This is a genomic window from Microbulbifer salipaludis (assembly GCF_017303155.1).
Taxonomy (GTDB): Bacteria; Pseudomonadota; Gammaproteobacteria; order Pseudomonadales; family Cellvibrionaceae; genus Microbulbifer; species Microbulbifer salipaludis.
The window spans coordinates 1424105-1450035 of sequence record NZ_JAEKJR010000002.1 but is presented as its reverse complement, the minus strand read 5'-3'; the positions used below and the strand labels follow the sequence as shown (position 1 = coordinate 1450035).

Sequence of the window (25931 nt, the reverse complement as noted above, 5' to 3'; positions counted from 1 at the left end):
TGCCGCCCGTTGTTTACGCCGTCGTAACCACGGCGGCGGCTAAAAATCGGCGGGATTATATCAGCATCCGCCCAATTTTGTAGTTTGATTACAACTAAAGCACGAGGACTTTGCGGCAGCCGTTTCCATGAGCCAATTGATCTTGTTCAACAAACCCTACGGCGTCCTCTGCCAGTTTACGGACCAAGAGGGGCGCCCCACCCTTGCCGACTACATCAGGAAGCCGGGGATCTACGCGGCCGGTCGCCTGGATTTTGACTCGGAGGGGCTGCTTCTGCTGACCGATGACGGGCAGCTGCAACACCAGATTGCCCATCCCACCAACAAGCTCCCCAAGGTGTACTGGACGCAAGTCGAGGGGGAGGTGTCAGAAGAAGCCCTGTCTTGTCTGCGGCAGGGCGTACAACTGAAAGATGGCCGCACTGCGCCGGCCCGTGCCCGCATCCTCGATGAGCCCGACCTGTGGCCGCGCGTGCCCCCAATCCGGGAGCGAAAGTCGATCCCCACCAGCTGGATCGAGCTCACCATCACCGAGGGCCGCAATCGCCAGGTACGGCGTATGACCGCCGCCGTGGGGCACCCTACCCTGCGCCTTGTGCGTCAAGCCATCGGTAACTGGACCCTCGACGGTCTTGCACCCGGCGAGCATCGCTCTGAGGAAGTGTTCCTGCCGCGAGGGGCGAGCCCCAAACAAAAGCCGCGCAATACTCGCAGCCGACACCCGGACAAAAAGCCCGCGGCAGGCGCCGGGCGTAGACGCAAGACCGGCCCCCGGCGACCGGGGCGCTGACCTGCCGGCCCAGACTTCCGCCCCGGGCAGGAAAGCTTGACCCAACACAGCTAGTCTGAAAGACAGGCTGGCGGCGGAATTCGCCGGCGACAGAATGTGATCGAAATTCCGGGTAAAAGCCCGGAAATTGGTCACCAACACCAATCGCGGGTAAAATGCGCCCCCATTTTCCCGCCCCCGGGCGGAACTGTGGCGCGGCCAGGGGTTGAAAACCCGCGGACGCCCCTCACTCTACAACCGGTATTTCATGTCAGCTTCGGATTTGCCTGTGCCCCCAACACCCAACGATGCCAGTCGCTCAGCGGCCGCACCCACCCGTGTCATTGTCGGCATGTCTGGCGGCGTCGACTCCTCGGTCGCAGCCCACCTGTTGATTCAGCAGGGGTATCAGGTCGAAGGCCTGTTCATGAAGAACTGGGACGAAGACGACGGCACAGAATATTGCACCGCAAAACAGGATCTCGCCGACGCAGAGTCCGTATGCCAGCGTCTGGGTATCAAGCTCCACACCGCCAATTTTGCCGCGGAGTACTGGGACAATGTGTTCGAATACTTCCTTGCCGAGTACAAGGCTGGCCGCACCCCGAATCCCGATATTCTGTGTAACCGCGAAATCAAGTTCAAAGTGTTTCTCGAGTATGCAGAAATGCTCGGTGCCGATGCTATTGCCACCGGCCACTATGCACGGCGCTGCGACAAAGACGGCCGCACCTTCCTGCTGAAAGGCCTCGACGGCAACAAGGACCAGAGCTACTTCCTGCACGCCGTCGGCGAAGCGGAATTTGCCCGCTCACTGTTCCCACTGGGCGAACTGGAAAAGCCCGAGGTGCGCCACATCGCGGAAGAAAATGGCTTTATCACTTCCGGCAAGAAAGACAGCACCGGCATCTGCTTTATTGGCGAGCGACGCTTCAAGGATTTTCTTGAGCAGTATTTGCCCGCGCAGCCGGGCGAGATGCAAACACCCGAAGGGGAAGTGATGGGCCAGCACAGCGGCCTCATGTACCACACCATCGGCCAGCGTCAGGGGCTGGGTATCGGCGGCGTAAAAGGTGCCGGCGACCAGCCGTGGTATGTCGTGGGCAAGGACCTGGCACGCAACGTATTACTTGTGGCCCAGGGCAAGCACCACCCCCTGCTCTACTCCACCGGATTAACGGCCACCCAGGCGCACTGGATCAATGGTGCCCCGCCGGCGACGCACTTCCGCGCGGCAGCCAAGACGCGCTATCGCCAGGCGGACCAGGCCTGCGAAATCACCGTTGGCGACGGCGGACAGCTCACCATCACCTTCGACGAGCCACAGCGCGCGGTCACCCCCGGGCAGTCGGTGGTGATCTATCAGGGCGATGTGTGCCTGGGCGGTGCAGTCATCGACGCGGCCACCGGTGTAGGCGAAGTCGACCCGGATAACTATCTCAAGCACAGCGCCAACAAGCACAGCGCCAAAGGGAGTCACTCTTGAGCAATTGGCGAGATCAGGCCCTGGCGCTGGCCGGGGTTTTTCAGGCAGCGATTCTGGTAGAGCGACTGGCCAAGACCGGCACCGCCCCAGCGGAACAGCTGGAGACTGCGGTCTACAGCCTGTTTCAGCAAAACCCGGAGACCACTGAAGACGTGTTCGGCGGCGTGGAGAAACTGCTGCCCGGCCTGCGTGCCGCGCGCCAGCTGATTGCCACCCGCAACCACCCGGAATACACCGACTGTCTGCGCTATGTGCTCTCCATTCTTTACCTTCAGCGCCAACTGGCGAAGAAGCCGGATCTGCTGTCGATCATCGGTAACCGCCTGGAAAAAGCGCAACTGCAAACCGATCACTTCGGTGTCGGCCACGAAAATGTGTACGCCAATCTGGCGAGCATCTATAGCGATACCCTGAGCACCTTCCGGTTCCGTATACAGGTGCTTGGCGACTTCAATTATCTGCAGCAGCAGCGCATCGCTAACCAGATTCGCAGCATGCTGTTCGCGGGCGTTCGCTCCGCCATGCTTTGGCGGCAATTGGGCGGACGCCGACTGCACCTGCTGTTTCACCGCAAGAAACTGATTGCGGCCATGGATGCTTTGATATCCAAGTACGAATCACTGGAACACTGACTGATTTCTAATTTTCTGCCGCACGCCCGTCGGGTATCGCGGCCGAATTTAACCCTCGGAGAGATACAATGACCGTCGAGCTATCCGCACTGACTGCGGTTTCCCCCATTGATGGACGCTACGAAAGCAAAACCGCAGGCCTGCGGGATATTTTCAGTGAATACGGCCTGATTCGCGCCCGCGTGGAAGTGGAAGTACGCTGGCTGCAGCAGCTGGCGCGCCATGAAAAAATCGCCGAAGTAAAGCCATTCACCGGAGACAGCAACCAGGTCCTCGACGATATTGTTGCCCAGTTTTCAGTGCAAGATGCCGAGCGCATCAAGGAAATCGAGCGCACCACCAACCACGACGTAAAAGCGGTGGAGTACTTCCTCAAGGAAAAAGTGCAAGGCAACGAGCAGCTGGCCGCGGTCAGTGAATTCATTCACTTTGCCTGCACCTCCGAAGACATCAACAATCTTTCCCATGCGCTGATGCTGCGCGCGGGGCGCGATCAGGTGCTGCTGCCGGCGATGAACCAGATCGTCAATGAAATCGCCACCCTCGCAAAAGAGTTCGCCGACGTACCGATGCTGTCCCGCACCCACGGCCAGACCGCCAGCCCAACGACGGTCGGCAAGGAACTGGCCAATGTGGTGGCGCGCTTGCGCCGGCAGGTGAAGCAGATTCACGAAGTGGAACTGCTCGGCAAAATCAACGGCGCGGTGGGCAATTACAATGCGCACCTGTCCGCCTACCCGGACGTAGACTGGGAAAAGAACGCTGAAGAATTCGTTACATCCCTGGGCCTGGCCTGGAATCCCTATACCACGCAGATCGAGCCGCACGATTACATCGCCGAACTGTTCGACGCCATCGCGCGCTTCAACACCATCCTGATCGATTTCGACCGCGATATCTGGGGTTATATCTCCCTCGGCTACTTCAAGCAGAAAGTGGTGGCCGGCGAAGTGGGCTCCTCCACCATGCCGCACAAGGTGAATCCGATCGATTTCGAAAATTCCGAAGGTAACCTCGGCATCGCCAACGCAGTATTCCAGCACCTGGCAGCCAAACTGCCCGTTTCACGCTGGCAGCGTGACCTCACCGACTCCACCGTGTTGCGCAATATGGGCGTGGGCGCCGGTTACTCCGTGATTGCGTATGCCGCCACCCAGAAAGGCCTCGGTAAACTGGAAATCAACCGGGCGCGCCTGGAAGAAGACCTGAACAACGCCTGGGAAGTACTCGCGGAACCAATCCAGACCGTGATGCGTCGCTACAACATCGAAGAGCCCTACGAGAAGCTCAAGGCCTTGACCCGCGGCCAGGGAATCACCAAGGAAACCCTGGCGGTATTTATCGATGGCCTCGATATGCCGGAGGAAGCCAAGCAAGCCCTGCGTGAGATGACGCCCGCCAGCTACATTGGCAACGCCGTCGCGCAAGCCAATAAAATCTGAGCGCGCCCCACCACGCCATACACCGGGAGATTTCGCCATGACCGAGCCGGGCCAACACCACACGGTTGAACCTTTGACCCACCTCGGCGATATCCCGGTGGAAACCTTCTTGCGGGACTACTGGCAGAAAAAGCCGCTGCTGATTCGCAACGCGTTTCCAGGTTTTGAAACACCCATTACCGGCGAAGAGCTCGCCGGCATGGCGCTGGAAGAGCAGATTGAGTCCCGCCTGATCGAAGAAAACGGTATTGAGGGCCCGTGGCAATTGCGCACGGGCCCGTTTACCGAACAAGATTTCTTCTCGCTGCCAAACAGCCACTGGACCCTGCTGGTGCAGGCGGTCGACCAATGGATCCCCGAAGTGGCAGCGCTCAAGGAGCACTTCCGCTTTCTCCCCGACTGGCGGCTCGACGACATCATGATCAGCTACGCCGCTGATCAGGGCAGCGTCGGCCCCCATTACGATTTTTACGATGTGTTTCTGCTACAGGCGGAGGGCAAGCGCCGTTGGCACCTGGGCGCCAAGGCGGATGCCAGCAGTCCGCGTGTTGAGGGCACCCCACTCAATATCCTGAAGGAATTTGAAGCCCAGGCCAGCTGGCTGCTTGAGCCAGGCGATATGCTGTACCTGCCCCCGCAATACAGCCACTGGGGTATAGCCGAAGGCGGCTGTACCACGATTTCGATCGGGTTCCGTGCGCCTTCGGCCAGTACCATGCTGGAAGACCTGGCAGCGGAACTGGCCGCGGGCCTGCCAGATCACTACCGCTACACCGATCCTGACCTTGCGTTACCGGCCAACCCGTCCGAGATCGATGCCGCGACTGTTGCCCGGGTGCAGCGCCATCTGGCTGACTGGCTGCAGCAACCGCAGAACATCGCCCAGTGGTTCGGGGCCATCATGACCGAGGCTAAATATCCCGATACGGTGGCACTGGATGCGGGCAGCGCCGACGACTGGCGTGAGCAACTTGCCGCCGGCGGCAGCCTGATTTTGAACCCGGGCTCCCGCTGCGCTTTCGCGAGGGAACCGGCCAGCCTGTTCGTGGATGGCGAATCCTTCCCCGCACCACTGCTGTTCGCCGAGGGTTTTTGTCAAAACCGAACCCTGGATCAACACGACATCGACGCCTACCCGGAGCTCGCCGCGTCCGGTGGATTACTCGACCTGCTGGTATCCCAGGGCAGCCTCATTTACCCTGAGGCCCTGACTGATTACGATCAGGAAGACGATCAGGACGAATAATAGGTAGGAGCGCGGTTCATGAGTCTGTTTGTACGTCTTGCCGACTGGCAGAGCGACCGGGATGCCATTCGCAGCGTCCGTCAGAAGGTATTCGTTGAAGAGCAACAGGTTCCACCCGAGCTGGAGTGGGATGAATTTGAAGAAAGTGCCCAGCACTTCCTCATCTACCATGACAATAAGCCCATCGGTACCGGTCGCCTCACCGGCGGCGGAAAAATCGGGCGCATGGCCATTCTGAAAGAGGCGCGAGGACTGGGGGCCGGCCTGGAGCTGCTGCAACGAATCTGTAAGTTTGCGCGTGTTTCCGGCCAGAAAAACGTCTACCTTAACGCCCAGGTGCAAGCCGTTCCCTTTTATGAAAAAGCGGGGTTCGCCAAATCTGGCGACGAGTTTATGGAAGCGGGTATTCCCCATGTGCGCATGGACCTGACCCTGAGCGATAAAGAACCCAGTGAAAATGCCGACGACTGCGAGCGGTAAGCGACCTTCGCCGGGCGCCACGGGCGCCCCACTCGCGGATATCGACCGCTTTCGCGACGCGCTGACGCAGTTGGTCGGCAGTACCCGCCGCCACCTGCACATCTACTCTCAAAATCTCCCGCACGCCCTCTACGGTGAGCCCGCAATCGTGCAGAAACTCTCGGATTTCGCACGCAGCAGCCGTTATGCGCGTGTGCAAATACTGATTGCCGACAGCGAACCATTATTGCGTCGCCCCCACCCGCTGCTGCCGTTGCTGCAGCGCCTCGGTAGCCGGATTGCACTCAAGAAAATTCAGCCTTCCACCGAGCCCTCCGACTGGGAATTCGCACTGGGCGACACCACACAGGTACTGCAACGTGCCGATCACGACAAATGGCAGGGCCACTACCATTCCGACAATCCGGTGCGGGTACGGCAGCTTCAGGAAGTATTTGCACAAGCCTGGCTACACGCGCGCCCGGACCCCGAATTACGGCAATTTGTGCTTTAGCGGGTTCCCGGCGTTTGCCTACCAGCAACCCTCTGTTACACGATTCGTTGCGGTGCCGAGCTTGGCTCCAGGCGGATGGCGATATATTTTGAGGTCGGTGTAAAACTACCGACCCCGTAACTCTCCAGCGGTACCAGCGGATTGGCTTCGGGGTAGTAAGCCGCGGCCTGGCCCCTGGGAATATCAAATGCGATCAGGGTAAAGCCCACCACACGACGTTCAACCTCGTCGCTCCACAGGGAAACAATATCTACCCGGTCGCGGTCGGCAAATCCCAGTCGGCGAATATCCTCCAGATGCGCGAACAGTACGTGGCGCTCACCTTTCACACCGCGGTAGCGATCGTCCAGCCCGTACACCGTTGTGTTGTACTGATCGTGAGAGCGCAACGTCTGCAGCACCAGGTCCGCTTTACGCGCACCCTTCCTGCCAATTTTTTCCAGCACTTCCGGCGGCAGCGGCGCTGGCAGGCTGTGGCTGACGAAATTAGCCTTGCCGCTGTCGGTATGCCAGCGGCGCTGCCCTGCGGGATTCTGCAGATAAAACCCGCCGGGTTGTTGCAACTTTTCCTCGAAGTGTTCGAAGCCGGGGATGACATCCCCGATGAGCGCCCGGATGCGCCGGTAATCCTCAGTGAGGGTGCACCAGGGCACAGGAGTATCGCCCAGTGTCGCCTGGGCAATGCCTGCAACAATGGCAGGTTCCGAGCGCATCTCCCGTGACAGTGGCTTCAGCTGTCCATAGGAGGCATGCACCATGCTGAAAGAGTCTTCCACGGTGACGGCCTGTGGCCCTGCCGATTGCACATCTACGTCGGAGCGCCCAAGGCATGGCAATATCAGGGCTTTCTTGCCGGTCACCAGGTGACTGCGGTTCAGTTTGGTGCTGATCTGCACGCTCAGCTCACAGTTGCGTAACCCGCGATGGGTACGCCCGCTATCCGGGGTCGCCTGCGCGAAGTTACCACCCAGGCCGATAAACACCTTGATGTTGCCAGCCACCATCGCTTCAATGGCTTGTACCACGTTGTAGCCAGGCTTGCGGGGTACCGTAAAACCGAAGCGGGACTCCAGGGCATCAAGCAGCTGCGGCGGCGGGCGGTCATTGATTCCCATAGTGCGGTCACCCTGCACATTACTGTGCCCGCGCACCGGACACAGGCCCGCGCCCGGTCGACCGATCTGGCCGCGCATGAGTTGCAGGTTGGTGATCTCCTGTATGGTTGCCACCGAGTGACGATGCTGGGTGATCCCCATGGCCCAGCAAATTATGGTCGCGTTACTGCGGCAGAAAATATGCGCGGCCCGCTCAAGCGCATCTTTTTCCAGACCGCTGAACGCACTGATTTCCGCCCAGGTGGTGGCATCTACCGTTGCGCGATAATCGTCAAAGCCCGCGCAATGCTCGGCGATGAATGCCCGATCAAGGGGGCCTTCCTCTTCTCTTCCGCGGTCTTCAGCCTCCGCCTGCCAGCGCAGCAGAAACTTGGCGATCCCGCGTATGGCGGCCATGTCACCACCCAGAGCCGGGCGCAGATAGGCCGTGTTCATGGGCGATTCACCGCCGGTCAACATCTGCACCGGATCCTGCGGTGCCTGGAAACGCTCGAGGCCCCTCTCTCGTAGAGGATTCAGTACCACCACCTGTGCCCCTCGGGCAACCGCCTCACGCAACGGCTCGAGCATTCTCGGGTGATTGGTGCCTGGGTTCTGGCCAATAACAAAAATGGCTTCCGCTTTCGCGAAGTCGTCGTAGGTGACAGTGCCTTTGCCGGTACCGATACTTTGCTTGAGTGCGACGCCGCTGGCCTCGTGGCACATATTCGAGCAGTCCGGCAGGTTATTGGTGCCGAACGCGCGCGCAAAAAGCTGGTACAGGAAGGCCGCCTCATTACTGGCCCGCCCGGAGGTATAAAACGCGGCCTGATCCGGGGAATCCAGCGATTTCAGGTGCCGGGCGATCAGGGCAAAGGCCTCATCCCAGGAGATAGGCCGGTAATGGTCACTGGTACCGTCGAGAAACATGGGTTCGACCAGTCGCCCCTGATACTCGAGCCAGTAGTCGTCATGGGCAGCCAGGTCATCGACGGAATGACGGGCAAAAAACGCGCGATCCACGCCTCTTCCCGAAGCCTCCCAGTTCACGGCTTTGGCGCCGTTTTCACAGAATCGTATACGGCCTTCTTGCGGCGCCTCGCCCCAGGCACACCCGGGACAGTCAAACCCGCCGTGCTGATTGGTCTGCAACATCGCACGCAGGTTTTTGAACGGCTGGCGGCTGTCGAGCCAGGCATGGGCAACACTGCGCAATGCACCCCACCCCGCCGCAGGCCGCTGGTACGGGCGAAAACGAAAGCGATCCACAGGTGTTTTCATGTTTTTGCCCCCTGTTCTACAGGCGCACCCCGCGGGTACTCCAGGCCGGCCCCACTGTACAGGCGTGCAGGCCCCTGCACCGGCAGGTGCACCAGGTTGAGCCCATGGCGGCGTGCCCAGCGCACCGCCATATCCGATGGCGAAGCGAGGCTCACCAGCGTACCGATACGGGCGCGCAGCGCTTTCTGAATCAGTTCGTGGCTGCAGCGGCTGGTCAGCGCCACAAAGCCCGCGCTCACATCCAGTCCCTCGCGCAGGCAGGCACCGATCAACTTGTCCAGTGCGTTGTGACGACCAATGTCCTCGCGGCACAGGCGGGTTGTGCCGTCGGCATCCACATAGATGGCGCTGTGCATGGCCCCACTGGCACGGCGAGATTGCTGAACCTGGCGGAAGCGTTGTCGCACATTGCAGAGAAAAGCGGTCGGTGGTAACGGGGCGAAACGGCCGTCAGTCTGGCCTGCGGGCGGGGCGAGCACCTGCGCCAGCGCTTCGCTACCACACACGCCGCAACCGCTGCCGCCGGCCAATGACCGGCGCAACGCGCGCAACGCACTGGCCGCGCGCTGGCTGAGGGTTATGTTGAGTTGAACGGCGTCTTCGCGACCCTCTGGATAGTGGGTAAGGTCTGGACCCGGATACGCATCCCGCGTCAATTCCAGATCCAGAATCTGATCGCAGTGTTCGATGACGCCGGCGCAAAAACTGAAGCCGTAGGCGAAGTCTTCCAGGCCGTCGGGGCTTGCCATCATTACCGCGTGACTGATTCCGTTGTAGCAGAACGCCACCGCCACTTCCTGTGCGAGCAACTGGTGGCAAAGTTGGTACTGGGAAGCGTCACGGGCCGCGGACAACAGGGGCGCCTCCTCGCTACCAGAGAGCGTCAGGTAGGCGACCTCAGCGGGTGGCCGTGGATGCCGCACGCTCATTGCAGGCGCGCTCGAAAAAGCCGGCAACCCATGGCTTCAGCCAAGTCGGACCGCGGTGCCACTGACGCTGACCATCATCATGCCGCCCTTCTCACCGACCACTTCGTAGTCGAGGTCAATGCCGACAATCGCATTGCCACCCAGGGCGCGGGTCTGGGCTTCAATTTCGGCAATGGCAATCTTGCGCGCCTTGCCCATTTCCCGCTCGTAGGAACCGGAGCGGCCGCCGATGATGTCAGTGATGGAGCCGAAAATATCCTTGAAAATATTTGCGCCAAGGATCGCCTCACCGACCACAACACCAAGATATTCCTGAATCGGCCGACCTTCCACGGTCGGGGTTGTTGTTTTAAGCATCATCACTTCCTTTTGTTGGGATACAAAACGCAATCAAACAAACACTGTCCAGCTTACACAAATAAAAAGCCCCGCGCGCGGCGGGGCTTGTTCATTTTTTTACAACCAACTCAGGCTCAGCGTTGGCGGGCCTTGAACTCGCGGCGTCGGCGATGCAACACGGGCTCGGTATAACCATTGGGCTGTTCGCAGCCCTCGAATACCAACTCGCACGCCGCCTGGAAAGCGATACTCTGGTCAAAATTCGGCGCCATGTCGCAGTAGGCCGGGTCGCCCGCATTCTGGCGGTCAACCACCGCTGCCATACGCTGCATGGTTTCCTCCACCTGGGCACGGGTGCAGATGCCCTGCTTCAGCCAATTGGCAATATGCTGCGAGGAAATCCGCAAGGTGGCACGGTCTTCCATCAGTCCCACATCATTGATATCCGGAACCTTGGAGCAGCCGACGCCCTGATCCACCCAGCGCACCACATAGCCGAGAATACCCTGGGCATTGTTGTCCAGCTCCCGCTGGATTTCCTCGGCGCTCCACTGGGGGTTTTCCGCTACGGGTACGGTGAGGATATCGTCGAGACTCGCGGGTTTGCGTGCGGCAAGCTCCTCCTGCACGGCGGCAACATCCACCTCGTGGTAATGCAGCGCGTGCAGCGTTGCCGCAGTGGGTGAAGGCACCCAGGCGGTATTGGCGCCGGCCAGGGGATGCGCAATTTTGGCCTGCATCATGGCCGCCATCTGATCCGGTATCGGCCACATGCCCTTGCCGATCTGTGCGCGGCCTTGCAGGCCTGTGGCAAGGCCTGTGTCCACGTTCCAGTCTTCATAGGCCGCAATCCACTTGGACTGTTTCATGTCGCCCTTGCGGATCATCGGGCCGGCCAGCATGGAGGTGTGAATTTCGTCCCCGGTGCGATCGAGGAAGCCGGTATTGATGAATACCACCCGATCCTGCGCGGCCGCGATACAGGCCTTGAGGTTAACCGTGGTGCGGCGCTCTTCGTCCATAATCCCCATCTTCAGGGTATTGCGCGCAAGACCGAGCGCATCTTCAATACGATCAAACAGCGTATTGGCAAAGGCGACTTCCTCCGGTCCGTGCATTTTTGGTTTGACGATATACACGCTGCCACTGCGCGAATTGTGCAGGTTACCGTTACCGCGAAGATCGTGCATGGCGATCAGGCTGGTGATCATGCCGTCGAGCATACCTTCCGGTACTTCGTTACCGTCTTTGTCCAGCACCGCGTCGTTGGTCATCAGGTGGCCCACGTTGCGCACGAACATCAGGCTGCGCCCCGGCAATGTCACTACGCCGCCCTCGGCACCGGTGTATTCCCGATCCGGGTTCAGGGTACGCAAAATTTCCTTGTCGCCCTTTTTGACCGCTTCCTGCAGATCGCCCTTCATCAGGCCCAGCCAGTTGCGATACACCACCACCTTGTCTTCCGCATCGACCGCGGCGACCGAATCTTCGCAATCCATGATGGTGGTCAGGGCCGATTCCACCAGAATATCCTTGACGCCGGCCTTGTCGGTTTTGCCGATGGGGCTCTCGCGGTCAATCTGGATTTCAAAATGCAGGCCGTTGTGTGCCAGCAGCAGAGCCTCCGGCGCCTCCTGCGGCCCGCGGTAGCCAACAAACTGGCGACTATTCTTGAGCGCTGCAACCTTGCCACTTTTCAGCACGACTTCGAACAGGGAGCCATTGATGCGATATTCCCGCACGTCGGTATGGCTGGCACCATTGAGTGGCGCGGCCTGGTCGAGAAATTCACGCCCGTACGCGATGACCTTGTCACCGCGCACCGGGTTGTATGCGCCGGTTTTTTCCGCGCCCCCTTCTTCACTGATCACATCAGTACCGTAGAGCGCGTCGTACAGACTACCCCAGCGGGCATTGGCGGCATTCAGCGCATAGCGGGCGTTCATCACCGGCACGACCAGCTGTGGCCCGGCCATGGTGGCGATTTCTGCATCGACGCCCTCGGTTTTTACCTGGAAGTCCGCGGGTTCCTCCACGAGATAACCGATGTCGTGGAGAAAGGCTTTATAGCTGTCGAGGTTTTTGTAGCCCTGGGGATTTTCGCTGTACCACTGATCCATGCGCGCCTGGATCTCATCGCGCTTTTTCAGCAGTGCGCGATTTACCGGGGCCAGATCGTTGACGATTTTCTCAAATTCCGCCCAGAACACATCGACGTCCACCCCGGTACCCGGGATGACTTCCTGTGCAATCAATGCCTGGAGTTCTGTGGCGATCTGCAGACCGCCAATACGGACTCTTTCCGTCATATCTGACCTCTTGTACTTGTGATGGGTACTGCTGTTGTTATTGGAGCGGGTAATTGTCTCGAGAGAGAATTGCGGCATTCTAAACACCGGCAAACCCATATCGCCAATTTATAGCCAATATCTTCACTATTCCTTAAATGAATTATTGACCGTAAGAAATCAGAGCTGGCGGCCGACATCCAGGATCAGACGGCGCATCCACCGGTGGGGAGCACTCTGCTGTAACAGGGGGCTCCAGGCCATCTTCAGCTCCAGCGGTGGAATGCGCAGCGGTGGCTCCCGCAGTGCCACACGCGGGTTGCTGGTGGCGAGCTGCGCGAGGCGTGTGGGCACGGTAACGATCAGGTCACTTTGTTCTGCGAGCAGCATGGCCACCTGGTAATGGCGGGTAAACACGGAAATATCCCGCTTCTGACCCAGACGCCCGATGGCCTCATCCACCCAGCCCAGGCGCTGTACGTCCTCCGGGTTGACCCCGACACCGACGCCCATCCCGGTTTTACTCACCCAGATATGCTGTGCGGCCAGATAACTGTCCAGATTGTAGTCCTGCAGGATGGGGTTATCCGCACGCATGACGCAGGAGAAGGTGTCACTCCAAATGGTCGCCTGGTGAAAGCTCTGCGGCATGGAGTCAAACCGGTTGATCACCATGTCCACCTTGCCCTGCTCCACATCCACAAAGCTCACGTCACTGGGCGTCATGATGTCTAGACTGATACCAGGAGCACTGACGCGTAATTGCTTCAGCAGCGGCGGAATGAGTGTGGATTCTGCGTAGTCACTGGCCATGATACGGAAGGTGCGGCGGGCATCCGCCGGCGCGAAGTCCCGGTTGGGCTGGATCACCTGGTCAATCGCAGCGAGGGCTTCCCGCACCATGGGCTGCAGCTCCAGTGCACGCTCGGTGGGCATCATGCCCTCCCGGGTGCGCACCAGTAACGGGTCGCCAAACAGCTCGCGCAGGCGTTTCAGGCCATTACTCATGGCCGGCTGGGACAGCCCCAGCTGGTTGGCGGCGCGGGTCACATTACGCTCGCGGAGGAGTACATCCAGATACACCAGCAGGTTCAGATCGGCTCTTTCGAGATTCATGCGTCAGGCTCTCAACCGGCACAGTAGCGCCGGTTTCAGGTTGATGGCAGGTCACGATTTCCGGGCCTCGCAGCCACATTCACAATTTGTATAGCGGAAATCATGACAATAAATTAGCCAAATTATGCCAGCACTCCTACGATACGCACAACCTAACCGCAGTCACCTTTCCGAAGAAATTCGAGGAAAATTGAGGAAACATAGCCATGTCCAATTACTCTAAAGAAATCGAAGCGGCAGCGAAGCTCTGTGACAAGAACGGCAGCGCCTGGGATGCCATCAACCCGGAATCTGTGGCACGCATGCGCCTGCAAAACAAATTCAAGAACGGCCTGGACATCGCCAAGTACACCGCCGATATCATGCGCAAGGACATGGCGGCCTACGACCAGGACACCTCAAAATACACCCAGTCCCTGGGTTGCTGGCACGGCTTTATCGGCCAGCAGAAGATGATTTCCATCAAGAAGCATTTCGAAGGCAAAACCGACCGTCGCTACCTCTACCTTTCTGGCTGGATGGTTGCCGCCCTGCGCAGTGAGTTCGGCCCCCTGCCCGACCAGTCCATGCATGAAAAGACCTCCGTTGCCGCACTGATCGAGGAGCTGTACACCTTCCTGCGTCAGGCCGATGCCCGCGAACTGGGCGGCCTGTTCCGCGAACTGGACGCAGCGCGCGAAGCCGGTGACGAAGTGGCGGCCAAGGCCGTGCAAAACAAAATCGACAACCATGTGACCCACGTGGTGCCGATCATCGCCGATATCGATGCCGGTTTCGGTAACGCAGAAGCCACCTACCTGCTGGCGAAGAAAATGATCGAAGCGGGTGCCTGCTGTATCCAGATCGAAAACCAGGTTTCCGACGAGAAGCAGTGCGGCCACCAGGACGGTAAGGTAACAGTGCCGCACGAAGACTTCCTGGCGAAGATCCGCGCTGTGCGCTACGCCTTCCTCGAGCTGGGTGTGGACAACGGTGTGATCGTGGCCCGTACCGACTCCCTTGGCGCTGGCCTGACCAAGCAGATCGCCGTGACCAAAGAACCCGGTGATCTGGGCGACCAGTACAACTCGTTCCTCGACTGTGAAGAAGTGGCGCCGGGCGACCTGGCCAACGGTGACGTCATCATCAACCGCAACGGCAAGCTGCTGCGCCCGAAACGCCTGGCATCCAACCTGTTCCAGTTCAAGAAAGGCACCGGCGAAGCCCGCTGCATTCTGGACAGCGTGACCTCCCTGCAAAACGGTGCAGACCTGATCTGGATCGAAACCGAAAAGCCTCATGTTCGCCAGATCGGCGCCATGATGGACGAGATCCGCAAGCAGGTACCGGACGCCAAGCTGGTGTACAACAACAGCCCGTCTTTCAACTGGACCCTGAACTTCCGTCAGCAGGTATTCGATGCCTGGAAGGAGGAAGGCAAAGACGTATCCGCCTACGACCGCGACAACCTGATGAGCGCCGAGTACGACGACACCGAGCTGTCCAAGGCCGCGGACGACAAGATCCGTACCTTCCAGGCAGACGCTGCCCGCGAGGCCGGTATCTTCCACCACCTCATCACTCTGCCCACGTACCACACTGCGGCCCTGTCTACCGACAACCTGGCCAAAGAGTACTTCGGTGAGAAAGGCATGCTGGGTTACGTGGAAGGTGTACAGCGCAAAGAAATCCGTCAGGGTATCGCCTGCGTGAAGCACCAGAACATGGCGGGCTCCGACATGGGCGACGACCATAAAGAGTACTTCGCTGGCGAAGCCGCTCTGAAAGCCGCCGGTAAAGACAACACCATGAACCAGTTTGGCTGATCCCTTTCAACGAGTGTCCCTGAGAAATCGCTTCACTCATCTTGGGCCGCATTATGCGGCCCTTTTTTATTTCCGGCCCCGAGCCATCCCGCCGACCGGGCATTTCAGTCTTCCCCATCTCATTCCGCGACCTGTTCGCTGTGGCGCCAATCTGAACTAGGCTTATGGCAAGCCTGCAACAAATCGGCCTGCTTATGTCATCCACCTGCCAAGTCCTTGTGCTGAACTGCGGTAGCTCATCGCTGAAGTTTGCGGTGTTGGATCCCCATGATGGCACCGTGGCCCTGAGTGGTCTGGGTGAAGCCCTGGGCGAAGATGAACCCCGGGTCAGCTGGAAACAAAATGGCGAGCGACACACCAAACCACTGCCAAAAGCGGCCCGCCACACCGAGGCCATTCGTGTTCTGGTTGAGGAAATCCTCAGTGGGCAATCTGTATTGCGCGACCAGCTGATTGCCATCGGGCACCGGGTGGTACATGGCGGAGAAAAGTTTTCTCATTCGGTGTTGGTAGACGATGCAGTGATCCAGTCTATCCACGACTGTATTGCCCTCGCGCCGCTACATAACCCGGCCCATCTTGCCGGCATCGAAGCGGCCAGGGCTGCTTTTCCGACACTTCCGCAGGTGGCCGTGTTTGATACCGCGTTCCACCAGTCCATGCCGCGGCATGCCTACATCTACGCGCTCCCCTATGCCCTGTATCAGGATCATGGTATTCGCCGCTACGGGATGCACGGGACCAGCCACCGCTTCGTAACCGAACGCGCCGCAAGCCTGCTCAACCTGGCGGTGAACGAGGTCAACATTATTTCCGCCCACCTGGGGAACGGCGCCTCGATTACCGCCGTGCACAATGGGCGCAGCGTGGACACCAGTATGGGCTTGACGCCGCTCGAAGGGCTGGTGATGGGTACACGCAGCGGTGACGTTGATCCGGGCCTGTTGATGCATCTGGGAAGCCGCATGGACTACGGGCTGAAGCAGATCAACGACCTGCTCAACAAGAAAAGTGGCCTGCTGGGAATTTCGGGGCTCAGCAACGACTGCCGCGCACTGGAGCAGGCGGCCGCGGATGGCCACGAGGGCGCGCGGCTGGCACTGCATATTTTCTGCTATCGGCTGGCCAAGTACATCGGCAGCTATCACGCGGTATTGCCACAAGTCGATGCGCTGGTATTCACCGGCGGCATTGGCGAAAACTCCGCGCTGGTGCGGGAAAGTGTTCTGCGGCAGCTACAGGGGCTCGGCTATGGGGTAGACCCTGCAAAGAACACGGCAACCCGCTTCGGCACCGAAGGCCCGATCTCCAGCGCCCAATCCGCCGTGACCCTGGTGATCCCGACCAATGAAGAATGGGTCATCGCACGGGACGCGGCGGCACTGGTGCCACCCACTACGCCGAACCACGATCCGAGCACGAGGGAGTAAGCGATGTCGCGGACCATCATGCTTGTACCCATCAGCGCCGGTGTCGGCATTACCTCGGTCAGCCTCGGCACCCTGCGGGCACTGGAGCGCGACGGGGTGAGCGTCAGTTTTTACAAGCCCATCTCGGAGACGGTAAAGCACGAAAAAAACCGCGATCGCAGCAATGAAATCCTGCGCCGCGCGGCCAGCCTCAAAGTACCGGAATCCTTCACCATGCTGCACGCCGAATCCCTGATCGGGCGCGGCGACCTGCCGGACCTGCTGGAAGAAATCCTCGCACGCTTTCAGGAGGCCGCGAGCAAGGCGGATGTCGCCATCGTGGAAGGACTGGTGCCGAATGCCGAGAACCAGTTCGCCAGTCAGCTCAACCTGCAGATCGCCAAGACGCTGGATGCGGAGATTGTGCTGGTGGTGTGTCCCGACCTGGATTCCACCCAGCAACTGAAAGACCGCCTGGAAGTCGCCATGGCCACCTTTGGCGGTGCGCGATCCGGGCGCGTGGTGGGCTGTATCGTCAACAAAGTCGGGGCACCTTCACAGGTACCCGATGCGCCCGGGGCTGATATTACCGGAGTCTTCGAAGGCCCCGGCGTGCGCCGCGGCAACCTTGAAATTCTTGCTCTGTTTGGAAAGAGCCCGCTGCCGATTATCGGCTGTATTCCCTGGAATGCCGAACTCGTCGCGCCCCGGGCGAAGGATCTGGCGGATCATTTTCAGGCGGAGATCATCAATTATGGCGAGCTGGATTCACGACGACTGCACAGTGTCACCTTCTGTTCACGCTCCCTCGGCAATATGATTTACCGGTTCGAGCCCGGGGCCATGCTGGTCACCTCCGGCGACCGCCCTGATGTGATTGTCGCCGCCTGTCTCGCCGCCATGAATGGGGTAAAGATCGGCTGCCTGCTGTTGACCGGAGGCTTCAACATCGAACCCTTGGTGCGCAAACTCTGCGCACCGGCAATGGAAACAGGTTTGCCGGTGGTGCTGGTCAACACCAATACCTGGCAAACCGCACTGCAGCTGCAGACCTTCAATACGGAAACGCCAAGCGACGATCTGGACCGCATTGAAAAAGTACAGGACTTCATTGCCGGCCATCTGGACAACCACTGGGTCGAATCCCTTGGCAGTGAATCGAATCGCCCCAAACGACTGTCGCCCCCCGCCTTTCGCTTTCACCTCACCGAGCTCGCGCGCCGCGCCAACAAGCGTATCGTGCTACCGGAAGGTGACGAACCCCGCACCGTGAAGGCCGCCCTCGTCTGTGCAGAGCGCGGTATTGCGCGGCCAGTGCTACTCGGAGACCCAAAGGAAATTCATCGGGTGGCCGAGCAACAGGGCCTGTCGCTCGGAGACAAGGTGGAAATCATTGACCCCAAAACCGCGCGTAACAAATACGTGGAGCCGATGGTTCAGCTGCGAAAAAACAAGGGGCTCACCGAAATCGTCGCCAAAGAGCAGTTACAGGACAATGTGGTGCTCGGCACCATGATGCTGGCCGAAGACGAAGTGGATGGACTGGTTTCCGGGGCGGTACACACCACCGCCAATACCATTCGCCCTGCCCTGCAGCTGATCAAGACGGCACCGGGTGCCAGCCTGGTGTCATCGGTATTTTTCATGCTGCTGCCGGACCAGGTTCTGGTGTACGGTGACTGCGCCATCAACCCGGACCCCAACGCTGAAGAGCTGGCCGACATCGCCATTCAGTCGGCGGATTCAGCGGCGGCCTTCGGAATCGAACCGCGGGTCGCGATGATCAGCTATTCCACAGGCCGATCTGGAACCGGCTCGGATGTCGAGAAGGTGCGAGAGGCCACCCGAATTGCCCAGCAAAAACGCCCCGACCTAATCATCGATGGGCCACTGCAATACGACGCGGCCATCATGGAGAATGTCGCCGAGAAAAAAGCTCCGGGTAGCCCGGTTGCCGGGCGTGCCACGGTGTTTATTTTTCCCGACCTGAACACCGGCAATACCACCTACAAGGCCGTACAACGCAGTGCAGATTTGATCAGCATCGGGCCGATGCTGCAGGGGATGCGCAAACCGGTGAACGACCTGTCACGGGGGGCGCTGGTGGACGACATCGTCTACACCATTGCGTTAACCGCGATCCAGGCGAGTCAGTTGCAATAGTCGTTGCTCGTGGTCACGCCTCGGGCAGGTTTGCACGAATACCTCGGGCATCAGCAACTTCGCCCAGTGGACGATTCGTGTCCACAAACCGCACAAGGGCACCGGCGACCACATACGCTTCCAGTCGGTGCTCAAACGTATCACTGGTACCGAAGGCCATACGCTCCAGACAGGCGTGCACGTCACGGTATTCCGGTGCGCTGCTTTTACAGGCCATCAGGCCCTTGCGCAAAATCGGCCACAGCTCCCAGATTTTGCGCCCCTCTTCCTTCACCGCCTTCAATGCCACCGCCAGCTGTGCCTCCTCCCGGGTGAGATCGGTACCTAACGGATAATAGGGTAACAGCCGCCGGCGGTGCCCCTGGGCGAATACCGCGTGAATGCGTTCGGGAGTGTTGTTGCAAAACGCCTCGGGGATTGTGTAATCGGACTCCACCTTGCCAGCCGACTTGGCTTTGTCCAGTAACTCCGCCTGGAAGCGTGAGTCTGCAATACATAGCATGGCCACGATCACATCCCGATCCGTCTTGCCGCGCAGATCGGCAATGCCATACTCGGTAACCACCATGTCCCGCAGGTGACGGGGGATGGTGCAATGGGGGTATTGCCACACGATGTTGCTGCGCACCCGTCCACCGGTGTGCCGTGTGCTCGCCACCGCAATAACGGAGCGAGCGCCCGGCAGCTCGTGTGCCTGGGCAACAAAGTTATACTGCCCTCCTACACCACTGACCACCTGTGCGTCTTCAAGGCCATCGGAAACGACGGCACCATTGAGGGTCACCATCATGGCCGAGTTAACAAATCTGGCGTACTGCCGCTGAGCGATTTTGAGTGCGCGGCCTTTCTGCAGCTCATTGATATAGTCAATCGCCGTCATGTTGATGCCGGCCATTTCCGACTCAGGCATCTGTCGCAGGGCTTCATACATCGCGCTGGAACCCAGATAAAAACCACCGTGCAGCCAGGTGCCGCCGGGCAGTTTTTTACCCTCCTGACTGCCGAGCAGTTTCTGGCGGCCGGCACGGCTATGGAGATCGCACTCTTCCAATTCCCCGTGCTTGTCGAGAAAGCGGTGGCCGCGCCAGCTGTAACTGGGGTCGACAATACCGGCGCGCTGCAGGAAACCGGTATCCGCTTCTGTCAGGGGGCACTGGATCCGCCCAGCGTCACGCAGTGCCAACAGCAATTCCTCGGTCACCACCGGTGCACACGCATTTTCATTCAGGAGTTTCTGCAAAGTGGCATCCGCGAACACCTCGCGGGTCATAACTCCTGAGCGGCGAAGATGCAGAAAACCTTCCGGCACCATCTCGCTTGCGCCGTAGAGACCTTTTTCGAATCGATCCAGTTCGAGCGGGAGCTGACTTAATTGGTGGTCCCGATCTTCGTGCAGTGACTGCAAGATATCCCGGTAATCTGCATTTTCCACCTGTCGCAAATTGAGCACATGGCAGATCGCATCACCGAGGGCGCCAATGCCAATCTGCAAGGTGCCGCCATCCTTGATCACACCAGCGATATGAAAAGCCAGGGCGTAATCCGTCAATCGCACCGGTGGGTTGGGCGCCGGGAAAATTTCCCGCTCGCAGGACTCGCCGCGCAGCAGAAAATCGAACAGGCTGTCTCGCACGCGCGCATCGCCACCTACAAAAGGCAGCCGCGGATTAACCTCCCCCACCATGACGATGTGGGAATAATCCCGCTCTCTGGCCTGCGCCAGCAGTGGCAGGGTGAGATCCGGATTGGAACTTAAACTCAGGTCCCCGCTGTCGTCCCCGGCCGGGGACACCATTTGCGCAATCACGTTGACCCCGCGATCCAGCAGGTCTCTGGGAACATGGGTGTAATTGGCACTGACGTAACTTTGCTGGGCGGTCGGGTTCGACAGGAAGCTCCCGGGCTGCATGAAGAATTCACACACCTCGACATTCTTCGGCAGTAAGCCCTTGCGCCGCGCCTGGTTGTAGGCAAGGTCCTGGTAGTCGCTGTACAGGCGATCCAGCAGCGGTTGCACAAATCGCCGCTGTAGCTCACTACCACCCGAGGGGCGCTCCAGCGTCAGCGCAGTGTAAATGGTGAGGGAAATCTCCTCATCCTGTTCGGCGCGCGTGTACAGGGCATTGGCGAATTGGTTGGCTTTGCCAATGCCCAGCGGCAGGCCAAGCACAATACGCTTACCCACTCTGTCGAGAACCGCATCCACGCACTGCTCCGCAGCGGCGAACACTTCCGGTTGTGTCATCGCACCTACTCCACCTGCTTCAAAAAAACGCCGGGAACCTGTTTTCCCTTTTCACATACCGCATTATCAGGCTGCGGGTCACTGGGGCTACAGGAAGGTTATTGGAGCGTTTCACTGGATCCATGTTCGAGCGATGTATTGGGCAACGACTCAAAGTGATCCACCTGGATCGCCTTGTTGACCAGGTCGTAGGTCACTCGAATCTGCTTTGCTTCCTCTTCTGAAATCAGGTTTTTCGCCAGGGCTTCATCGATGGTGTCATCGTTGAGTGCGCGCAAACCACCCGACTTCATTTTTTCACGGATGGCCTCGGTTTTGTGTGTACTCAGGAAAGCCTGCTCAACAATGTCGATACCGTCACCGCTGTTGCCCATGAATACACCCTTGGTAAGCCGGTCCCGAGTCTCCGATGGCGCCATGATCAGATTGGCGCAGGCACGCGCCTGGCGGTCTGAGGCCGCGCGGATGCTGTGCCCCCAGGGCATGGTCAGGAAGTGCATGATCTGCCCGACAAACCGAATGGGGAAGTTATGGAACACCTCGATCAGGCTGACTTCGATATTGTGGAAGCCGGCGCGCATCGCAAATTCCAGTAGTGGGCGATCTTCTGCCGGGCTACCGTCGTCATAGAAGCGCTTCAGGGTGGCACTCATCAGGAACAACTCGCTCAACACATCCCCAAGCCGTGCGGATATCATCTCCTTGCGCTTGAGTTCGCCACCGAGCGACATGAGCGAGATTTCCGTTACCAGAGTCAGTACCGCGGAATAGCGGTTCATCTGTCGATAGTATTTCGCGGCATCACCCACACCCCGCGGGCTGCTGGCAAACAAGCCGCCGGTCCAACCATGCAGTACCGCGCGGCAGAAGGTTTTCACCTGGAAAAAGAAGTGTTTGGGCAGGATCGCATCGAGCTCCTTGAGCCCGGCCTTTTCATCCGGATTGGTGGCCGCTTCCATCACCTGCAGGAGATACGGGTGGCAGCGGATTGCCCCCTGACCAAAGATCATCAGGCTGCGGGTCAGGATATTGGCGCCTTCCACGGTAATTGCCACCGGTACTGCACGATACACGTTACCCAGATAGTTCAGCGGTCCGTCAATAATGGCCTTGCCCGCATGAATGTCCATGGCATCGTTGATGGCCTGACGGAGCCCAAAGGTCGCGTGTGCCTTCATGATGGCCGAGATGACCGCTGGCTTGCGCCCCTGATCTAGGGCTCTGGTGGTGGTCTTGTGCGCAGAATCGAGCACATAGGCAATCGCGGCGATTTCGGCCAGGCGACGCTGCACACCTTCGAACTTGCCGATGGGAATCCCGAACTGTTCGCGAATGTGGGCGTAGGCACCGGTGGTCTGTGCGGCCAGTTTGGCACCGCCGGTCGACAGCGACGGCAACGAGATACCACGACCGGCGGCAAGCGCGCTCATCAGCATGTGCCAGCCATGACCGATATTTTCCTGACCACCGATAATCCAATCCATCGGGATAAAGACGTCTTTACCCCAGTTGGGACCATTCATAAACGCCTGCATGGCGGGTATGTGACGCTGCCCGATAGTGACCCCGGGGGTATCCGTAGGCACCAGCGCCACGGTGATCCCCAGCTCTTCCTCTTCGCCGAGGATATGCTCAGGATCGTAGAGCTTGAACGCCAGTCCCAGCACGGTCGCCACCGGCCCCAGGGTGATATAGCGTTTGTGCCAGTTTACCCGCATGCCCAGGGTCTTTTCGCCTTTGTACTCTTGGTAGCAGACTACGCCGCTGTCCACCATCGCCGCGGCGTCCGATCCCGCCTCCGGGCTGGTGAGGCCGAAACACGGAATGTCACGGCCATCAGCGAGTCTGGGCAGGTAGTGTTTCTTTTGCGCGTCAGTCCCGTGCGCCATTAACAGCTCGCCCGGCCCGAGGGAGTTGGGCACCATAACCGTGACACCGACACTGGTGCTGCGAGTGGAAATCTTGGTGACGATCTGTGCGTGCGCCGACGGTGAGAATCCCAGGCCGCCAAACTCCTCGGGAATGATGATGCCAAAAAAGCCTTTTTTCTTGAGGAAGTCCCAGATCTCCGGGGAAATATCGTGATCCTCATAGGAGACTTTCCAATCGTCCACCATCTGGCAGAGCTCTTCTACCGGGCCGTCAATAAACGCCTGCTCGGCCTCCGTCAGCTCCGGCGCGCCCATGCTGAGCAACTGGTCCCAGTCCGGCTTCCCCGACAGTAACTGGGCATCCCACCACACTTCGCCCGCCTCCATCGCTTCCCGCTCGGTATCGGAAATTGGCGGCAAAACTTTCTTGATCCATTTCAACAGCGGCGCAGTAATCCACTTCTGGCGCAGGCTACTCATTACTTATCCTTTTGCATTGAAAATTTGGCTGAAGAACATGCCTGTGCTCGCGGCAGAACGAGCCCAGACTGAAAAATTGACAGATGTGCCAGCAACTATAGGCAATTGATAGTCGAAATTGTGTTTATGCGAATGCCAGAGTGCCAACGCCACAGAAAATTATCAATGCGGCAATGATCCTGCGCGAAGAAAATCGTTCATTCAGTAAAACGACAGAAATAACCGAGGCAAAAAGAATGCTCACCTCGCGGGTGGCCGCAACCGCGGCCACTGGCATCATTGAGGTTGCCCAAAGGGCGATACCAAAGCCCCCAGTGGCCAGTACGCCGGACAGTGAACTACGGATGAAATTGGCACGTGCGAACGCCAGGCCCTTCAGTGGCCGGGTCAACAGTACCGCCAAAATCACCCCGCCCCCGGACAGAATTTCAAGCCAGGCCACATAACTGAGGGGGTTGGCCACATTGCGCACGCCGGCGGCGCCAACAATCGTGTAGCCGGTAATGGCAATGCCGGTGCCGAGTGAATAGAGGATGCCGGGACCACTGACGCGCAGCTCTTTCATGATCAAAGAAAAGATTCCGCAGGTCACCAGGAGGATGCCGGTAATTTGCAGTGGCGCAAGGGATTCATCCAGGAACAGCAGCGCGGCCATTGCCACCATCAACGGGGTTACGCCGCGGGCGATGGGGTATGCGGTGCCATAGTCCAGAGCCCGGTAGGAGCGCGACAGCAGGAAAAAATAGAGATATTGGAAGAAGGCACCTCCGGCCAGAAACGCCAGGGCGCCCTTGCCGGGCAATGGTAGCTGGGTGGCGAGCGCCGCCCCCACCAGCAGGCCTACGCTGCGGATCATTGCCAGCTGCAGGAAACCTTCTTTACTGTGTTTGACCACCGCATTCCAAACGGCATGAGCAAGCGCAGACAGCAGGACCAGCGCGAAAAGAACAGATTCCGATATTACCAATTTACATAAGCGGTTGGGGAGAAACTATCACGCCGTTATTATCAGCGTACAAATACTCTCCAGGTTTAAAGGTGACGCCGCCAAAAGTCACCGCAACATTGCGTTCCCCAAGTCCCTTTTTGTCGGTTTTCATGGGGTGGCTTCCCAGCGCCTGTACCCCTAACTCTAGTTCAGAAATCGCATCCACATCGCGAATGCACCCGTACATCAGGATGCCTTCCCAGCCGTTTGCGGTGGCCTTTTCCGCCAGCATATCCCCCAGGCACGCCCTGCGCATCGAGCCTCCAGCATCGACCACCAGCACTTTGCCGCGCCCGGGTTCTGCCACAAGATCCCGAACCAGCGAGTTATCCTCAAAGCACTTGATGGTGACTATCTCACCGCCAAACTGCTCACGCCCGCCGTAGTTCACAAACATTGGCTCAACCACGCTGACAAGTTCAGGGTGTTCATCACAGAGATCGGGGGTGGAAATGATGAGATCGGTCATAATGTTCCTGCGCCTTGTTTTAATCGATCAACAAAAAGATTGGCAAACGTATACCAATCCACATGGTAACCAGCGCGGTTCCCAACATCAGCCCAGACATAAAAATACCGGGTATCACCCCAATGGATAATACCCGGTAAATGGCTTGCCCCTATGCAAACTGCGGACAAGCGGGCTTGCCTAACTCAAGGCTGATTCGAGCGCGCGACCTCAATAGCTCACGTGTACCGGCATCCCTACCCGAGCATACTGGTAAAATTTGCGCGCCATGTGCGGCGGCATACGCACGCAACCGTGCGATGCGGGATAACGCGGTACATGCCCAGAGGCGTGCAGACCGATACCGCCATTAAAACGAATATAGTGATTCATTTTTGCTCCGCGATAGTAAGTGCCGGCCGGGCGACGATGCTTGCGGGTGTCCACATCCGCTTTCACCACACGACCCGTGTTGCGGTCTACATAGCTACCGTAGATGCTCGAGCGGTGGTTAGGGCGTTTAGCCAGTACCCGGAATTTCCCCGGGCTGGTACGAAAACCCTGCTTGCCCGAAGAGATCAGTGAAACGCCGACAAGGCGCCCACCCTTGTAGAAATACGCTTTTTGCTCGGACAGGTTAATTCGAATTGATGGCGCGCCGGACGAGCTCATGGCAGCCTGGTCATCGAACCAGTTGGCACTATTGTGCGCGTCAGCAAGTGATGGCCACAGGCTTCCCACCAGGGCACCGACAAATAACATCACCGAAGCCATAAAGTACCGGAGCCCGGAATGCGTTGGCATTGCAGTCGCGCTCCCCGCGCCAATATCCGTATGGCCCAAACTTCGGTGATCGGCAGTGGCAGGAAAATGGTGAGTGGGAATTTCTCGAGAGGATGACAATGGACGTTGCATGGCGGTACCTCA

The 25931-nt window shown here is 58.9% G+C and carries 20 protein-coding genes; 10 read left to right on the top strand and 10 right to left on the bottom strand.

Going from position 1 to position 25931, the window contains the following annotated elements; translation table 11 throughout:
• Nucleotides 1-127 precede the first annotated feature (127 nt).
• From JF535_RS11750 to JF535_RS11720, 7 genes are all read left to right on the top strand, one after another.
• Nucleotides 128-790, top strand: a complete 663-nt coding sequence (locus JF535_RS11750; RefSeq protein WP_207002308.1) for a pseudouridine synthase — start codon at nucleotides 128-130, stop codon at nucleotides 788-790.
• A 247-nt stretch (nucleotides 791-1037) separates the two neighbouring features.
• Nucleotides 1038-2255, top strand: coding sequence for a tRNA 2-thiouridine(34) synthase MnmA (mnmA, locus tag JF535_RS11745; protein ID WP_422880010.1), 1218 nt, complete (start codon nucleotides 1038-1040; stop codon nucleotides 2253-2255).
• Nucleotides 2252-2887, top strand: a complete 636-nt coding sequence (hflD, locus tag JF535_RS11740) for a high frequency lysogenization protein HflD (protein WP_207002306.1) — start codon at nucleotides 2252-2254, stop codon at nucleotides 2885-2887. The genes mnmA and hflD overlap by 4 nt, the downstream gene beginning before the upstream one ends.
• Before the next feature lie 68 nt (nucleotides 2888-2955).
• A complete protein-coding gene (purB, locus tag JF535_RS11735; RefSeq protein ID WP_207002304.1) occupies nucleotides 2956-4329 on the top strand; it encodes an adenylosuccinate lyase in 1374 nt (457 codons plus the stop codon).
• A gap of 37 nt (nucleotides 4330-4366) precedes the next feature.
• The gene (locus JF535_RS11730; RefSeq protein WP_207002302.1) at nucleotides 4367-5575 is read left to right on the top strand and encodes a cupin domain-containing protein; all 1209 of its coding nucleotides are present in this window, start codon (nucleotides 4367-4369) and stop codon (nucleotides 5573-5575) included.
• An 18-nt stretch (nucleotides 5576-5593) separates the two neighbouring features.
• A complete protein-coding gene (locus tag JF535_RS11725) occupies nucleotides 5594-6055 on the top strand; it encodes a GNAT family N-acetyltransferase (RefSeq protein WP_066964493.1) in 462 nt (153 codons plus the stop codon).
• Nucleotides 6033-6548: a DUF7931 domain-containing protein gene (locus JF535_RS11720; RefSeq protein WP_207002300.1), complete on the top strand. Its 516-nt coding sequence runs from the start codon at nucleotides 6033-6035 to the stop codon at nucleotides 6546-6548. The genes JF535_RS11725 and JF535_RS11720 overlap by 23 nt, the downstream gene beginning before the upstream one ends.
• A gap of 35 nt (nucleotides 6549-6583) precedes the next feature.
• On the opposite strand, the gene JF535_RS11715 is transcribed toward JF535_RS11720, so the two are convergent.
• From JF535_RS11715 to JF535_RS11695, 5 genes are all read right to left on the bottom strand, one after another.
• Nucleotides 6584-8923 carry an FdhF/YdeP family oxidoreductase gene (locus JF535_RS11715; protein ID WP_207002298.1) on the bottom strand — a complete coding sequence of 780 codons (2340 nt, stop codon included), beginning with the start codon at nucleotides 8921-8923 and terminating at the stop codon, nucleotides 6584-6586.
• A complete protein-coding gene (locus JF535_RS11710) occupies nucleotides 8920-9852 on the bottom strand; it encodes a formate dehydrogenase accessory sulfurtransferase FdhD (protein ID WP_207002296.1) in 933 nt (310 codons plus the stop codon). The genes JF535_RS11715 and JF535_RS11710 overlap by 4 nt, the downstream gene beginning before the upstream one ends.
• A 36-nt stretch (nucleotides 9853-9888) precedes the next feature.
• A complete protein-coding gene (locus tag JF535_RS11705; RefSeq protein WP_066964503.1) occupies nucleotides 9889-10209 on the bottom strand; it encodes a heavy metal-binding domain-containing protein in 321 nt (106 codons plus the stop codon).
• 116 nt (nucleotides 10210-10325) lie between these two features.
• Nucleotides 10326-12500: a malate synthase G gene (locus JF535_RS11700; RefSeq protein ID WP_207002294.1), complete on the bottom strand. Its 2175-nt coding sequence runs from the start codon at nucleotides 12498-12500 to the stop codon at nucleotides 10326-10328.
• A 159-nt stretch (nucleotides 12501-12659) separates the two neighbouring features.
• Nucleotides 12660-13595, bottom strand: a complete 936-nt coding sequence (locus JF535_RS11695) for a LysR family transcriptional regulator (RefSeq protein ID WP_207002292.1) — start codon at nucleotides 13593-13595, stop codon at nucleotides 12660-12662.
• A gap of 206 nt (nucleotides 13596-13801) precedes the next feature.
• Here JF535_RS11695 and JF535_RS11690 point away from each other — a divergent pair, with 206 nt between their 5' ends.
• From JF535_RS11690 to pta, 3 genes are all read left to right on the top strand, one after another.
• Nucleotides 13802-15400 (top strand): isocitrate lyase, encoded by a 1599-nt coding sequence (locus JF535_RS11690; protein WP_207002290.1) that lies wholly within the window; start codon nucleotides 13802-13804, stop codon nucleotides 15398-15400.
• Between the two features lie 164 nt (nucleotides 15401-15564).
• Nucleotides 15565-16830, top strand: coding sequence for an acetate kinase (locus JF535_RS11685; protein ID WP_340674173.1), 1266 nt, complete (start codon nucleotides 15565-15567; stop codon nucleotides 16828-16830).
• Between the two features lie 3 nt (nucleotides 16831-16833).
• A complete protein-coding gene (gene pta / locus JF535_RS11680; RefSeq protein ID WP_207002287.1) occupies nucleotides 16834-18972 on the top strand; it encodes a phosphate acetyltransferase in 2139 nt (712 codons plus the stop codon).
• A 13-nt stretch (nucleotides 18973-18985) separates the two neighbouring features.
• Here pta and JF535_RS11675 read toward each other — a convergent pair whose 3' ends face one another.
• The 5 genes from JF535_RS11675 to JF535_RS11655 all read right to left on the bottom strand — a co-directional run bounded on the left by JF535_RS11675 (nucleotide 18986) and on the right by JF535_RS11655 (nucleotide 25808).
• Nucleotides 18986-21217, bottom strand: coding sequence for an acetyl-CoA hydrolase/transferase C-terminal domain-containing protein (locus JF535_RS11675; protein ID WP_207002285.1), 2232 nt, complete (start codon nucleotides 21215-21217; stop codon nucleotides 18986-18988).
• A gap of 98 nt (nucleotides 21218-21315) precedes the next feature.
• Nucleotides 21316-23568 (bottom strand): acyl-CoA dehydrogenase, encoded by a 2253-nt coding sequence (locus JF535_RS11670; RefSeq protein ID WP_207002283.1) that lies wholly within the window; start codon nucleotides 23566-23568, stop codon nucleotides 21316-21318.
• Between the two features lie 124 nt (nucleotides 23569-23692).
• Nucleotides 23693-24463 carry a DMT family transporter gene (locus JF535_RS16960; RefSeq protein ID WP_207002281.1) on the bottom strand — a complete coding sequence of 257 codons (771 nt, stop codon included), beginning with the start codon at nucleotides 24461-24463 and terminating at the stop codon, nucleotides 23693-23695.
• A gap of 73 nt (nucleotides 24464-24536) precedes the next feature.
• Nucleotides 24537-25025: a ribonuclease E activity regulator RraA gene (gene rraA, locus JF535_RS11660; RefSeq protein WP_207002279.1), complete on the bottom strand. Its 489-nt coding sequence runs from the start codon at nucleotides 25023-25025 to the stop codon at nucleotides 24537-24539.
• Between the two features lie 210 nt (nucleotides 25026-25235).
• Nucleotides 25236-25808, bottom strand: coding sequence for a L,D-transpeptidase (locus JF535_RS11655; protein WP_242523805.1), 573 nt, complete (start codon nucleotides 25806-25808; stop codon nucleotides 25236-25238).
• Nucleotides 25809-25931: the final 123 nt, after the last annotated feature.